This window comes from Streptomyces sp. NPDC059092 (assembly GCF_042756365.1).
GTDB lineage: Bacteria > Actinomycetota > Actinomycetes > Streptomycetales > Streptomycetaceae > Streptomyces.
Map to the genome: position 1 here is coordinate 42,382 of NZ_JBHZEJ010000020.1, position 12,997 is coordinate 55,378.

A 12,997-nucleotide genomic window follows, 5' to 3' on the forward strand; every position below is an offset into this window, starting at 1 on the left:
ACCGCCGGCCCCCGCGCCCCCTTTGGGGGGGGCGCGCGGGTTGGCGGCGCCCGCCCCTCCACGTACGTACGCTCGTACGGGTGTCAGTTGTGGCCGAAGCGCTTCTGCCGCTTGTGGGCGACGTCCGATGGCGTGATCCTCTGCTCCACCTGGTCGGACCGGTCCTCCATCGACGAGGACCTCGACTCCTGGGTGCCGCGCTCCGACTCCGAGCGGGGCTGCTGTTTACTGCCGCGATCCCGATTCTTGTTCTTCGACATGGCGCTGCCTCCTGAAGGTTCATCGAGGACCAGGGGCCGAGTTAAGACTCACATAGGCGACAAAAGCCCGCATTTTGGATCATTGCCGTGTGTAGTGGTGCCCTGCCGCCCGCTCCGTAGTGGGTCCGTCACCGATCCGCCACGCCGATGATCGAGTTCCGGACGTCAAGCCTCTTGCCGTCGGGCAGACTCGAATCAAACCCGCAGTAACTCCCGATCTCCCGACACCGAGGTTCCCGAAAGAGGGTGGAACGCGTGGACCGCTGCGTCGTCCTGGTGGACGCCGGCTACCTGCTGGGCGCCGCCGCGAGCCTGCTGGCCGGAGAACCGGCCCGATCCCGCATCACCGTCGACCACGCGGCCCTGATCCAAGGCCTCAGGGAGCGCGCCCAGGCCGATACGGAACAGCCCCTGCTCCGGATCTACTGGTTCGACGGCGCCCCTGACCGGGTCCCGCAGCCCGAGCACCGCCGGCTACGGGTCATGCCGCGCGTCACCGTCCGCCTCGGAGCCCTCACGAGAAGTGACGGCCGCTGGGCGCAGAAAGGCGTCGACGCGGCGATGCACGCAGAACTCACCGAACTGGCCAGAAACCGCGCCTGCTCCGACGTGGTGCTGGTCACCGGCGACGGCGATCTGCTGCCCGGCCTGATGTCGGCCAAGGAGCACGGCGTCGCCGTCCACCTCTGGGCCGTCCAAGCCGCCGACGGCGACTACAACCAGTCCGAGGATCTGGTCGCCGAGGCGGACGAACGGCGCGTACTGGACCGCGCGTGGATCACCAAAGCCGTACGTGCCAAGGACCTCGGCGGCATCTGCGCCCCCGCCCCCGCCCCGCGCCCGGAGATCGCGGCGATCCTCTCCGCGCCACTGCCCGAATCGGCCCTCGCCGCCTCCGCGGAACGCGCGGCCCAGGCCCAGGCGCGGACCCCCGCCCCCGTGGCCCGCAACGGCTCCACGGCACCCCCCACCGACCACGGCACCGAGCAGCACCCCACACCCCCGGGCACCAAAGCCGTCCCCACCCCCAAAGACCTGGCAGGTCTGCGCGCCCCCGGCCCCGACCGGCAGCCCGCACCACTCCAGCCCCAGCACCCGGGAGGCGCGACGCTCCGCTGGTCCTCCGACAAAGGCTGGGTGGAGCGCCCGGGCAGCGGCACATCCGGCGAACCACCCGAGACGGCCTCCCTGCCGACCCTGGCCCAGCTCACCAGCGCGGAGCAGCGATGGGCGGACCGCGAGGAGGACATCACCACGGTCGGCGGCGACCCGTTCGAAGTGGGACAGGTCTTCGCCCGCCGCTGGATGGAACGACTGCCCGAAACGGCCCATGTGCAGAAACTGTCCGTGATGTACCCGCGCGTCCCGCACCGCATCGACGGCGAACTGCTCCGGTACGCGGCCCGCTTCGGCCTGCTGGCCCACAAGGACGACCAGATCGACGAGCACGACCGGTACGCGATCCGGGCGGGCTTCTGGCGCGAGATCGACGTCCGAGCCGCCGAAGAGGCGTGATTTTTTAAGGGCTCGGTTCGCCTCGGGGGCGCTTCAAGTCGGCGCCGACGGTCGAATCGAGCCCCCAGAAAGAGGTGCGGCGGGCGCGCAACGTATGGTCGTTCCTCGTGAGTACGGTGTGTGTGGTGCGCGACTTGGTCAAGACGTACCCCGCCGCGCGCGGCAGGCGTGGGGTGCCCGGGACGCCCGAGGTACGTGCCACCGACGGGATTTCGCTCGATGTGCGGCGCGGTGAGATCTTCGGCCTGCTCGGGCCGAACGGCGCCGGCAAGTCCACGCTCGTACGGCAGATCACCGGGCTCATGCGGCCCGATTCCGGCGCCGTCGAGGTGCTCGGGCACGATCTCGTACGCCATCCCGAGCGCGCCTCGCGGCTCATCGGCTATCTGGGCCAGGAGTCGAGCGCGCTCGACGAGCTGACCGTGGCGCTCGCCGCGGAGACCACGGGGCGGCTGCGCGGGCTCACGCTCCGGGCGGCGCGTGCGGAGCGGGACCGGGTGCTCGCGGAGCTGGGGCTCACCGAGATCGCCGGGCGCGCGCTGAAGAAGCTCTCCGGCGGGCAGCGGCGTCTGGCGTGTTTCGCCGCCGCGCTGGTGGGGGAGCGGCCCGTACTCGTCCTGGACGAGCCGACCACCGGGATGGACCCCGTCGCGCGGCGCGCCGTGTGGGCGGCCGTCGACCGGCGGCGCGCCGAGCACGGGGTGACGGTCCTGCTCGTCACCCACAACGTCATCGAGGCCGAGACGGTTCTCGACCGGGTCGCCGTGCTGGAGCGCGGCAACGTCATCGCCTGCGACACGCCTTCGGGGCTGAAGGAGCAGGTCGCCGGGGAGGTCCGCGTCGAGCTGGTGTGGCGGGAGCGTGCGCCGCTCGACGTTCCCGAGGTCGCGGCGCTGCGCGGGTCCGCGCAGGAGTCCGGGCGCCGCTGGGTGCTGCGGCTCGCGCCCGAGGAGGCGCGGGCCGCGGTCGCCGCGGTGACCGGCGGCGCGGCCTTCGCGTCGCTGGACGACTTCACGCTGGCGACGCCGAGCCTGGAGGATGTCTATCTGGCGCTCGGCGGCCGGGCGCAGGGGCTGGTGAAGGCATGAGCGCCAGGGCCTTTTCCCGGAGGTGTCCCGCGACCTCGCACCCCGTGGCAGGGTGGGGCCCTGCGGCGGGGCGGAGCGCCCTCCGCGGCCGCCGGCCGCGCGTCCGCCACCAGGCCCCGGACCCGAACGTACCGAACAGGAGCAGCGCCAGGTGAGCATCGTGCCCGCGGAGGCCGTGTCCGCGAGGATCCGGACGGCGAAGGACATTCCCACCGAGGCGGCCGGGGGCGCGCCCGCGCCCCTCGCGCCCCGGGCGCGGCTGCTGCCCTCGCTCGCCGCGGTCTACCGCGCCCAGCTCTCCCGGGCGCGGGTGGCCCGGATCCCGCTGCTCTTCGTGGCGACGTTCCAGTCCGTCGGGATCATGATCCTGATGCGGGGTGTCGTGGAGGGCGGGGCCGAGGCGCGGGCCGTCGTCGCCGGTTCGAGCGTGCTCGTCGTGGCGTTCGTGGCGCTCAACCTGCTCGCCCAGTACTTCGGCCAGTTGCGCGCGAGCGGCGGCCTGGACCACTACGCCACCCTGCCCGTGCCGCCCGCCGCCGTGGTGCTGGGCGCGGCCGGGGCGTACGCCTCGTTCACCGTGCCGGGGACGGCGGTCACGGCGGTCGTCGGCAGTGTGCTCTTCCAGCTTCCGCTCACCCATCTGTGGGTGCTCGCCGCGGTCATCCCGCTCTCCGGGGCGGCCCTCGCGGGGCTCGGCGCGGCGCTCGGTCTGCTCGCGCCGCGTCAGGAACTGGCCACCCTGCTGGGCCAGCTCGGGATGTCCGCGGCACTGCTGCTCGGGGTGCTGCCGGCGGACCGGCTGCCGGGGCCGATCGGGTACGCGCGTGATCTCCTGCCGTCCACGTACGGGGTGGAGGCGCTGGCCCGTACGTTCGACGCGCGCCCCGACTGGGCGGCCGTCGCGTTCGACCTGGGGGTCTGCGCCGTCGTCGGGGTCGTCTCGCTGGCCGTGGCGACCTGGGCGTACCGGCGGGCCGCGGTCCGCTGAGCGGCGGCGCCCGGTGTCCGGTCCCCGGCCCCCGCGACCGTCCGATGCGGCGCCCACCGCCGGGGCCTGGCACGATGGCACCGTGACCGCACCTCTGACGCCTCCCCACCAGCCGCAGCACGACGATCCCTGGCAGACACCGCCGGCCGGGGTGTCGCCCGATGGCGCGGCGGACGCGTCGGTCGCGGCCGACGCGGAGAAGGGGCCCGACATGAAGACCGAGGTGCGGCAGGCCGCGGTGGTGCTCGTGGTCACCGCGGTGTCGGGGTTGCTGCTGGGGCTGCTGTGGATGTGGCTGGCCCCGCGCGTTCCGCTGGTCTCGGACGCCACCGCCGTCTTCCTGAAGGACACGGAGGGCGAGGAGGCCATCGCCGCCGACGGTGTGTTCCTGCTGCTGGCGCTCGCCTTCGGTCTGGTCAGCGCGGGCCTGGTCTTCCTCTTCCACCGGCGTGGCGGGATCGCGCTGGTCGTCGGTCTGGCGCTGGGCGGAGTGCTGGGCGCGGTGCTGGCCTGGAAGTTCGGCGCGATGCTCGGCCCGACCTCCGACGTCGTGGCGCACGCCAAGCAGGTCGGCAAGGGCGTCACCTTCGACGCGCCGCTCGAACTCCACGCGAAGGGCGCGCTGCTGGCGTGGCCGGTCGCCGCGATGGTGGTGCATCTCGCGCTGACGGCCCTGTTCGGCCCGCGTGACCCGGAACCGGAGTGGGAGTGGAACACGCCGTACCAGGGCGCGCCCCGGCCGGGCGACGAGAACGCGTCGTGGGGCGCCCCGGAGAAGTGACCCCGGAGACGTCGCCCCGCCGTACCGCCTGACGGCGTGGAACGGCACCCGTACGGGTGTCAGGGGGGGTACGGGCGCTCTCAGGCGCGGCCGATGGGAGCCACGACCGCCGCCGTGAGCGCGGCCAGGTCCCCCGGGGCCAGCTCGACCTCCAGACCGCGGCGGCCCGCCGAGACACACACGGTCGGATGGGCGTCGGCCGAGGTGTCCAGGACGGTACGGAGCCGCTTGCGCTGGCCCAGCGGGGAGATCCCGCCCCGTACGTACCCCGTGGTCCGTTCGGCCGCAGCCGGGTCGGCCATGGCGGCGCGCTTGCCGCCGACCGCCGCCGCGAGGGCCTTGAGGTCCAGCGAGCCGGCGACGGGCACGACGGCGACGGTGAGTTCGCCGTCCACGTCGGCGACGAGCGTCTTGAAGACCCGGTCGGGGGAGACGCCCAGCGCCTGCGCGGCCTCCTCGCCGTAGGACGGGGAGGAGGGGTCGTGCTCGTACGCGTGCAGGGTGTACGCCGTGCCCGACGCGGTCAGCGCGACCGTCGCCGGGGTGGAGCCGGACTGCTGCTGCTTCCTGGACTTCTTCGCCACGGTGCGGATCCCCCTGGGCGGTGCGGCCGCGTGGTCAGTTGAGGGCGGTCGGCGCCTGCGTCAGCGCCACCGCGGGCAGCGAGGGGAGATGGCGGATCACCGCGGTCTCCGCGCGCAGCAGCTTCAGCTCGGCGCGCAGCCGGGCCGCGATGTCCGGCGCCTCCAGCAGCCGCTGTTTCGTCGGGACGTCCAGCACGGCCGCGGCGGCCACCAGGTACGACACGACCGAGGGCTCGTCCGGCAGGTCCTCGATCCGGGAGAGCGAGCGCTCGCGCGCCCCGGCCAGCCGCTTCTGGTAGTTCTGGAAGGCGCGCAGGACGCCTGCGGCGAGCGTGGCCGCGCCGTCGCCCGGCTCCTCGGGCAGTTCCTCCAGTTCCGCCGTCAGGTAGGGGCCGCTGGCCTCGACGGAGCGCAGCCGGACGCGGGTGGTGCCGGTGGCGACCACCTCGAAGGTGCCGTCGGGGCGTTCCCGGATCGTCGCCGCGTCCGCGACGCAGGCGACCGGGTGGAACGCTTCGAGCGGATCGGGGCCGAAGCCGTCGGCGGGGCCACGCTCGGGCGGCGACGCGCCCTCCGGCATGCCGGGGGCGGTCACCGCCGCTTCGTGCCCGTCGCGGATGGCGACCACGGCGAAGAGGCGCGGCTCGGACTCGTCCGTCTTCAGCAGCTCACGCATGATCGCGCGATACCGCTCCTCGAAGACGTTCAGGGGCAGGACGAGGCCCGGGAACAGCACCGCGTTCAGCGGGAAGAGAGGGAGGCGTGCGGTGGTCACAACGGTCAAGCGTAATGGCCGCGGGGCCCTCCACGGTCGGTCCTGGTGCGCAAAGGCATGGTCGAGGCGACTTGGATCCGTACACCGTCACGTGTTTCGAGGAACCGGCCGAGCGGATCGTCGGTGAAACTCGTCCAGGGGAAGGACGTCGCGTACGGCCCGATCAGCCGGAACTGCTCCAGCGCGTCCGCCCAGCGGCCCCGTTCCACCAGGACGTACGCGAGGAGGTTGCGCACCTCGGCCGGCCAGGGGTCGCCCGCCTCGTACCGGGCGGAGACCGTGATCGCGAGATCGGCGGCGGCGTCGATACGGTCCCCGTGGACGGCGCCGGGCGTGCCGCTCAGCAGCCGGCTGAAGGCCGCGCGTACCGGCAGCGCCTGGACGAGCGAGCCGGGCAGGGCGTCGCGCGCCGCGTCCTCGGCGAAGTCGAAGCACTCCTGGTGCGAGCCGTACCAGTGGGCCGAGAGGTACTGGAGGGCCGCGACATGGCAGCCGTAGTGGTGCGAGGACCGGCGTACGGCCTGCGCCCACAGCGACTCGAACGCGGTGTGCGGGGCGTGTGTGCCCCGCGCGTGGTCCAGCGCCACCCGCCAGGGCACCGGGTCGCGCGGGTCGCCGTCCGCGGCGGCGTCGATCAGCGGCCCCGTCTCGCGCAGCAGTTCGGCGCGGGCCGGGGACTCCCAGGCCCTGCGTACGGCCAGTTCGGCCCGTACGAGCAGGGCGTCGGGGTCGTGCGGCGCGGCGTGCAGCCAGGCGGCGAGCCAGCCGTCCCGGCCGTGCGCGAACGCGGCCAGCCGCATGACGTAGCGGTCCCGGTCCTCCCACGCGGCGGCCTCCCGCGTCGCCGCGAGCACCTTCGCGGCCTGCTCGTACTCGCCGAGCGCGGCGGAGACCAGCGCGGGCGCGAGCTGGTCGTCGGGGGCGTCGAGCAGCACCTCGTCGTCCGGCGGCAGCCCGACGGCGAGGTGCGGGGTGTGCCGGACCATACGCGCGGTGCTGATCAGGGCACGAAGCAATGACATGGTGCAGACCATTGAAATCCGCAGGTGGTGGGGGCGCCAGAGGGCTGCTGTGAAGCTTTGGTGGCGGGGGAAAGGTTGTCCTGACGGAGGTCAAGGGAGAGTAAAGAAACGGCGGTGGGTTCCCCGGCGGTGCGGGACCGGTGCGGCCGCGGGGGCGTTCCTGGCGGAGCCGGGTCCGGCAGCTCCTGGTGCGGCGCCCGGACCACGGGCGTCGCACCAGGCCCCGGCTCACCCCCGGCGCAGCACCCGTGTCGCTCCCGTGGCCACCGTGGTCGCCAGGATCCAGCCCAGCACCACCAGCCCCGCCGCCGTCCACTGCCAGGTGCCCTCCGGGAGCCAGAAGCCGTCCTGGCCCAGGTCGATCACCGGGATCAGCAGGTCCAGCGCGTAGAGCGCCGGATTCCATATCGGGTGCTCGTCCGCCCGCAGCGGGGGCGGCGGGTGGCGCGCGAACGCGATGGTGCCCGCGCCCCACAGCAGCGCCATCCACAGCGCCGCCCGGCCCGGGCGGTAGCCGTACGCGACCGTCCAGTCCTGGAGGTAGCCCCAGAGCTTCGCCGCCAGTGGCAGCGTCTCCCGGCGGCGCCGCTGCTTCGCCAGCAGCACCTCGCGCGCGTCCGCGTCCTCGCCGCTGTTCCGCAGCACCTGCGCGAGCCGTTCGTACGGCTCGGGGGAGTACTCCGGGGTCGCCGCCGACAGCCACTCCAGCCGGCGCAGCAGCGGGAAGTGACCGAACGGGACGATGTTCTCGTAGACGAAGCCGCCCATGGCGAGGCCGCCGGGACCCGGCCAGCTCGTCGACATGTCGATGAGCGTCACGATCCGCGCGCCGCTCAGTACGACCCGGCCCTCCTCCACGCGCTCGCACTTGAACCGCAGCTCCGGCGTGCTGATCCGGCGCAGCGACAGCTCCTCCGTCGGCGCCAGGAAGAACCGGGCCCCGTCCACGTCGAGCGCGTCACCGAACCTGCCGTCGTCCAGCCGGACCCCGCCCCGGCACTCGAACCGCTGTAATCGCGTGCCCAGCAGCGGCGCGGCGACCTGCCCGACGCCGTACGGGGGAGTCACCGCGGTGATGTCGGGGGAGCCGGGGAAGTCGGGGGAGTCGCCGATCCACGCGCCCGCCATGTACAGCGAACGCTCCACCGTGAGCTGAGGGGCGTTGAGCGCCCGCCGCTCCTCCGCCGCGCGCAGCCGGCTGCCGCGCAGGCTCAGCGACACTCCGACCTTCGCGCCGCGCAGGCTGACCTCGCCGAACGTCTCGATCTGATCGGCTGTGAAGTCCTGCGCGACGGACAGCCCGTCGGCGGCGATCGCCCGGCCGAGCCGGTCGGGCCCCACGTCGATCTGGCTGATCAGCAGATCCGTACCGATCTGCGCGTCGGTCAGCCGGATCCCCCGCTCCACCCGGCAGCGCGGCAGGTGCAGATCGCCCTGGGTGCGCAGGCGGGCGGCCTCCAGCCGGGGGATCGCGCAGGCGACCAGCCGCAGCGTGGTGAAGTGCGACTCGGGCAGGATCACCTCGTTCTCGAACCGGCACCGCTCCAGTTCCACGTACGGTGCGATCTCGCCGCCCGCGAGATTGAGCGTCCCGGTGACCTGGAGGCCGCGCAGCTTGAGCGCCGCGACCCGGCCCGGCAGCGCTGCGGGCCCGCTGAGCAGCAGCAGCGCCATCACCCGGGCGCGCACGCTGCGTTCCGTGCCCCAGGGGCGGGGTGAGAAGGGATCGTTGAGGAGCGGGTCCGACGTACTCAGGTCGTACACGCTGCCGTTGCGGAACGACTGCCACATGCCGACTTCCGCGGCGCTGAGCCAGTCGGGACATTCGTCGTACTGCGGCTCGGTCACGGCCGCTCCTCCGCTTCCCCGTGTGCGTACAGGGTGTGAGTGTGCGTACAGGGTGTGAGTGCTGATCATGGATGTGTGGAGCGATGAAACAGAGAGGTGTGGTGCGATGTACAGAGAGGTGTACAGACCGGAGAGGCGAAACGGTCCTTACCCTCGTTGTGCCCGCTCGGTGACGAACTGAACACTAGTAGTGAGGAGTGGCGTCCGGGACATGTATCAGCCAGTGATACAGACGTCCGGCGGCCTGATCCGGTCTGCGAGAATTGACCGCGTGATCTCACGAATCGATCTGCGCGGCGAAGCCCTCCCCGAGGGCGTCGCTCTGCGTGACCTGCTGCCCCGAGCCGAGTTCGACGTGGCGGCCGCCCTGGAGAAGGTGCGGCCCCTATGCGAGGACGTCCGTCATCGGGGCACGGCGGCGCTGATCGAGGCCGCGGAGAAGTTCGACGGCGTCAGGCTGGAGCGCGTACGGGTGCCCGCCGACGCCCTCGCCGACGCCCTCGCGGGGCTCGACCCCGCCGTAAGGGCCGCGCTGGAGGAGTCGATCAGGCGCGCCCGGCTCGTCCACCGCGCGCAGCGCCGTACCGCGCACACCACCCAGGTCGTGCCCGGCGGCACCGTCACCGAGAAGTGGGTGCCGGTCGAGCGTGTGGGGCTCTACGCGCCCGGCGGCCGGTCCGTCTACCCGTCGTCCGTGATCATGAACGTGGTGCCGGCGCAGGAGGCGGGCGTCCCGTCCATCGCGCTGGCCTCCCCCGCGCAGAAGGACTTCGGCGGCCTGCCCCACCCGACGATCCTGGCCGCCTGCGCGCTCCTCGGCGTCGACGAGGTGTACGCGGCGGGCGGCGCCTCCGCCGTCGCGATGTTCGCGTACGGCACCACGGGCCCCGACGGCTGCCCGCCCGCGAACATGGTCACGGGCCCAGGCAACATCTGGGTCGCCGCCGCCAAGCGCTACTTCACCGGCCGGATCGGCATCGACGCCGAGGCGGGACCCACCGAGATCGCGATCCTCGCGGACGCGACCGCCGACCCGGTGCACGTCGCCGCCGACCTGATCAGCCAGGCCGAGCACGACCCGCTCGCCGCCGCCGTCCTCGTCACCGACTCGACCGAGCTGGCCGACGCCGTGGCGAAGGAGCTGGAACCGCAGGTCGCGGCCACCAAGCACATCGAGGACCGGGTACGGCCCGCGCTCACCGGACGCCAGTCGGCCATCGTCCTCGTCGACTCCGTCGAGGACGGCCTGCGCGTCGTCGACGCGTACGGCGCCGAACACCTGGAGATCCAGACCGCCGACGCCGCCGCGGTGGCCGAGCGGGTCCGCAACGCGGGCGCGATCTTCGTCGGCCCGTACGCCCCCGTCTCGCTCGGCGACTACTGCGCCGGCTCCAACCACGTCCTGCCGACCGGCGGCTGCGCCTGCCACTCCTCGGGCCTGTCCGTCCAGTCCTTCCTGCGCGGCATCCACATCGTCGACTACAGCGAGGACGCCCTCGCCGAGGTCGCCCACCATGTGGTGACGCTGGCGGAGGCGGAGGACCTGCCCGCGCACGGCGCGGCGCTCAAAGCGAGGTTCGGATGGAAGGTACCCGGCAAGTGAGCAACACCGACGCGTCACCGCGGCCCCTCGGGATCGACGACCTGCCCGTACGGGACGAGCTGCGCGGCAAGTCCCCGTACGGCGCGCCCCAGCTCGACGTCCCCGTGCAGCTCAACACCAACGAGAACCCGTATCCGCTGCCCGAGCCGCTGGTCGAGCGGATCGCCGAGCGTGTCCGCGAGGCCGCCCGCGGGCTCAACCGCTACCCCGACCGGGACGCGGTCGAGCTGCGCACCCAGCTCGCCGCGTATCTCACCCGCACCGGGAAGCACCCGCTGACCGCCGCGAACGTCTGGGCCGCCAACGGCTCCAACGAGGTCATCCAGCAGCTCCTCCAGACCTTCGGGGGCCCCGGCCGTACCGCCATCGGCTTCGAGCCCTCGTACTCGATGCACGGCCTCATCGCGCGCGGCACCGGCACCGGCTGGATCTCCGGGCCGCGCAACGAGGACTTCACCATCGACGTGGGCGCGGCCCGCGAGGCGATCGCCACGCACCGCCCCGACGTCGTCTTCATCACCTCCCCCAACAACCCCACGGGCACCGCGGTCGCCGCCGACGCCGTCCTCGCGCTGTACGAGGCCGCGCAGGCGGTCCGCCCGACGCTGGTCGTCGTGGACGAGGCGTACGTCGAGTTCAGCCACCGCCCCTCCCTGCTGCCCCTCGTCGAGGGCCGCCCGCTCCTCGTCGTCTCGCGGACGATGTCCAAGGCGTTCGGCGCGGCCGGACTGCGCCTCGGCTACCTCGCCGCGCACCCCGCCGTGGTCGACGCCGTCCAGCTGGTGCGCCTGCCGTACCACCTCTCCGCCGTCACCCAGGCCACCGCGCTCGCCGCGCTGGAACACACCGATACGCTGCTCGGGTACGTCGAGACGCTCAAGGCCGAGCGGGACCGCCTGGTCACCGAGTTGCGGACCATCGGGTTCGACGTCACCGACTCGGACGCGAACTTCGTCCAGTTCGGCCGCTTCGAGGACTCCCGCACCGCCTGGCGGCAGATCCTCGACCGGGGTGTCCTCATCCGTGACAACGGCGTACCGGGCTGGCTGCGGGTGACCGCGGGCACCCCGTCCGAGAACGACGCGTTCCTCGACGCGGTACGTGATCTCAAGAAGGAGCAGAGCGCATGAGCCGCATCGGCCGCGTGGAACGCACGACGAAGGAGACCTCTGTCGTCGTCGAGATCGATCTCGACGGCAGCGGCAAGGTCGATGTGTCGACCGGGGTCGGCTTCTACGACCACATGCTCGACCAGCTCGGCCGCCACGGCCTGTTCGACCTCACGGTGAAGACCGAGGGCGACCTCCACATCGACTCGCACCACACCATCGAGGACACCGCCCTCGCGCTCGGCGCCGCCTTCAAGCAGGCCCTCGGCGACAAGGTCGGCATCTACCGCTTCGGCAACTGCACGGTGCCGCTGGACGAGTCGCTCGCCCAGGTCACCGTGGACCTCTCGGGCCGCCCGTACCTCGTGCACACCGAGCCCGAGAAGATGGCGCCGATGATCGGCGAGTACGACACGACGATGACCCGGCACATCCTGGAGTCCTTCGTCGCCCAGGCCCAGATCGCGCTGCACGTGCACGTCCCGTACGGGCGCAACGCGCACCACATCGTGGAGTGCCAGTTCAAGGCGCTCGCCCGCGCCCTGCGGTACGCCTCCGAGCGCGACCCGCGCGCCGCCGGAATCCTTCCTTCGACCAAGGGCGCCCTGTGACCGGTCTGTCGACCATCCTGATCGTCGTGGGGCTCTTCCTCGCCGGCGGTGTGTACTCCTTCCACAAGCAGAAACTGCCGATGGGTGTGATCGTGCTGCTCGGGCTCTGCTCCGTACTCTGCCTGGTGGCGGGCGTCCTGCGGATCCAAGGGATCTGGGGATGACCAAGACCGCCAAGAACGTGGTCGTCTTCGACTACGGGTTCGGGAACGTCCGCTCCGCCGAGCGCGCCCTCGCCCGCGCCGGGGCCGACGTCGAGATCACCCGCGACTTCGACAAGGCCATGAACGCCGACGGACTCCTCGTCCCCGGTGTCGGTGCCTTCTCCGCCTGCATGAAGGGGCTCGCCGACGCGCGCGGCGAGTGGATCATCGGCCGCAGACTGGCCGGCGGCCGTCCCGTCATGGGGATCTGCGTGGGGATGCAGATCCTCTTCGACCGGGGCATCGAGCACGGCGTGGAGACCGAGGGACTCGGCGAATGGCCGGGTACGGTCGGGCCGCTGGAGGCCCCCGTCGTCCCGCACATGGGGTGGAACACCGTCGAGGCGCCGGACGGCAGCCGGCTCTTCGCCGGCCTCGACCCCGACGCCCGGTTCTACTTCGTGCACTCGTACGCCGCGCGGGAGTGGAGCCTGGAGGTCACCAACGCCAAGATCCGCGCCCCCCGGGTCACCTGGGCCACCCATGGCGAGCCGTTCGTCGCGGCCGTGGAGAACGGTGCCCTGTGTGCCACCCAGTTCCACCCCGAGAAGTCCGGCGACGCCGGCGCCGAGCTGCTGACCAACTGGATCGGAACCCTCTGAATGGATTC

At 72.5% G+C, this 12,997-nt stretch carries 14 protein-coding genes; 9 read left to right on the forward strand and 5 right to left on the reverse strand.

All coding sequences use genetic code 11. The features are described from left to right. Window positions 1-83 precede the first annotated feature (83 nt). A complete protein-coding gene (locus tag ACFXPL_RS14700; protein ID WP_384917987.1) occupies window positions 84-260 on the reverse strand; it encodes a hypothetical protein in 177 nt (58 codons plus the stop codon). Between the two features lie 246 nt (window positions 261-506). Here ACFXPL_RS14700 and ACFXPL_RS14705 point away from each other — a divergent pair, with 246 nt between their 5' ends. The 4 genes from ACFXPL_RS14705 to ACFXPL_RS14720 all read left to right on the forward strand — a co-directional run bounded on the left by ACFXPL_RS14705 (window position 507) and on the right by ACFXPL_RS14720 (window position 4,632). After that, window positions 507-1,775, forward strand: coding sequence for an NYN domain-containing protein (locus ACFXPL_RS14705; protein ID WP_384917989.1), 1,269 nt, complete (start codon window positions 507-509; stop codon window positions 1,773-1,775). Between the two features lie 116 nt (window positions 1,776-1,891). After that, a complete protein-coding gene (locus ACFXPL_RS14710; RefSeq protein WP_384918157.1) occupies window positions 1,892-2,863 on the forward strand; it encodes an ABC transporter ATP-binding protein in 972 nt (323 codons plus the stop codon). A 151-nt stretch (window positions 2,864-3,014) separates the two neighbouring features. Then, entirely contained in the window at window positions 3,015-3,851 is an 837-nt protein-coding gene (locus tag ACFXPL_RS14715; protein ID WP_384917992.1) for an ABC transporter permease, read from the forward strand. 82 nt (window positions 3,852-3,933) lie between these two features. Next, complete coding sequence (locus tag ACFXPL_RS14720; RefSeq protein ID WP_384917995.1) at window positions 3,934-4,632, forward strand: DUF2567 domain-containing protein; 699 nt, start codon at window positions 3,934-3,936, stop codon at window positions 4,630-4,632. Between the two features lie 80 nt (window positions 4,633-4,712). Here ACFXPL_RS14720 and ybaK read toward each other — a convergent pair whose 3' ends face one another. The 4 genes from ybaK to ACFXPL_RS14740 all read right to left on the reverse strand — a co-directional run bounded on the left by ybaK (window position 4,713) and on the right by ACFXPL_RS14740 (window position 8,861). Further along, a complete protein-coding gene (gene ybaK, locus ACFXPL_RS14725) occupies window positions 4,713-5,216 on the reverse strand; it encodes a Cys-tRNA(Pro) deacylase (protein ID WP_384917998.1) in 504 nt (167 codons plus the stop codon). A gap of 34 nt (window positions 5,217-5,250) precedes the next feature. After that, window positions 5,251-5,991, reverse strand: coding sequence for an LON peptidase substrate-binding domain-containing protein (locus tag ACFXPL_RS14730; protein ID WP_384918002.1), 741 nt, complete (start codon window positions 5,989-5,991; stop codon window positions 5,251-5,253). A gap of 5 nt (window positions 5,992-5,996) precedes the next feature. After that, window positions 5,997-7,025 carry a hypothetical protein gene (locus tag ACFXPL_RS14735; protein WP_384918005.1) on the reverse strand — a complete coding sequence of 343 codons (1,029 nt, stop codon included), beginning with the start codon at window positions 7,023-7,025 and terminating at the stop codon, window positions 5,997-5,999. Window positions 7,026-7,241: 216 nt separating this feature from the next. Further along, window positions 7,242-8,861 carry an oxidoreductase gene (locus ACFXPL_RS14740; protein WP_384918008.1) on the reverse strand — a complete coding sequence of 540 codons (1,620 nt, stop codon included), beginning with the start codon at window positions 8,859-8,861 and terminating at the stop codon, window positions 7,242-7,244. A 271-nt stretch (window positions 8,862-9,132) separates the two neighbouring features. Here ACFXPL_RS14740 and hisD point away from each other — a divergent pair, with 271 nt between their 5' ends. Genes hisD through hisH form a run of 5 tightly spaced genes read left to right on the forward strand, consistent with a single transcriptional unit; the run spans window position 9,133 to window position 12,989 of the window. After that, the gene (hisD, locus tag ACFXPL_RS14745; RefSeq protein ID WP_384918011.1) at window positions 9,133-10,464 is read left to right on the forward strand and encodes a histidinol dehydrogenase; all 1,332 of its coding nucleotides are present in this window, start codon (window positions 9,133-9,135) and stop codon (window positions 10,462-10,464) included. Further along, window positions 10,461-11,594: a histidinol-phosphate transaminase gene (locus tag ACFXPL_RS14750; RefSeq protein WP_384918014.1), complete on the forward strand. Its 1,134-nt coding sequence runs from the start codon at window positions 10,461-10,463 to the stop codon at window positions 11,592-11,594. Before hisD ends, ACFXPL_RS14750 begins: the two co-directional genes overlap by 4 nt. Next, the gene (gene hisB / locus ACFXPL_RS14755) at window positions 11,591-12,184 is read left to right on the forward strand and encodes an imidazoleglycerol-phosphate dehydratase HisB (RefSeq protein WP_052576231.1); all 594 of its coding nucleotides are present in this window, start codon (window positions 11,591-11,593) and stop codon (window positions 12,182-12,184) included. Before ACFXPL_RS14750 ends, hisB begins: the two co-directional genes overlap by 4 nt. Further along, complete coding sequence (locus ACFXPL_RS14760; protein WP_384918018.1) at window positions 12,181-12,348, forward strand: hypothetical protein; 168 nt, start codon at window positions 12,181-12,183, stop codon at window positions 12,346-12,348. The genes hisB and ACFXPL_RS14760 overlap by 4 nt, the downstream gene beginning before the upstream one ends. Continuing rightward, window positions 12,345-12,989: an imidazole glycerol phosphate synthase subunit HisH gene (gene hisH, locus ACFXPL_RS14765; RefSeq protein WP_384918021.1), complete on the forward strand. Its 645-nt coding sequence runs from the start codon at window positions 12,345-12,347 to the stop codon at window positions 12,987-12,989. The genes ACFXPL_RS14760 and hisH overlap by 4 nt, the downstream gene beginning before the upstream one ends. Window positions 12,990-12,997: the final 8 nt, after the last annotated feature.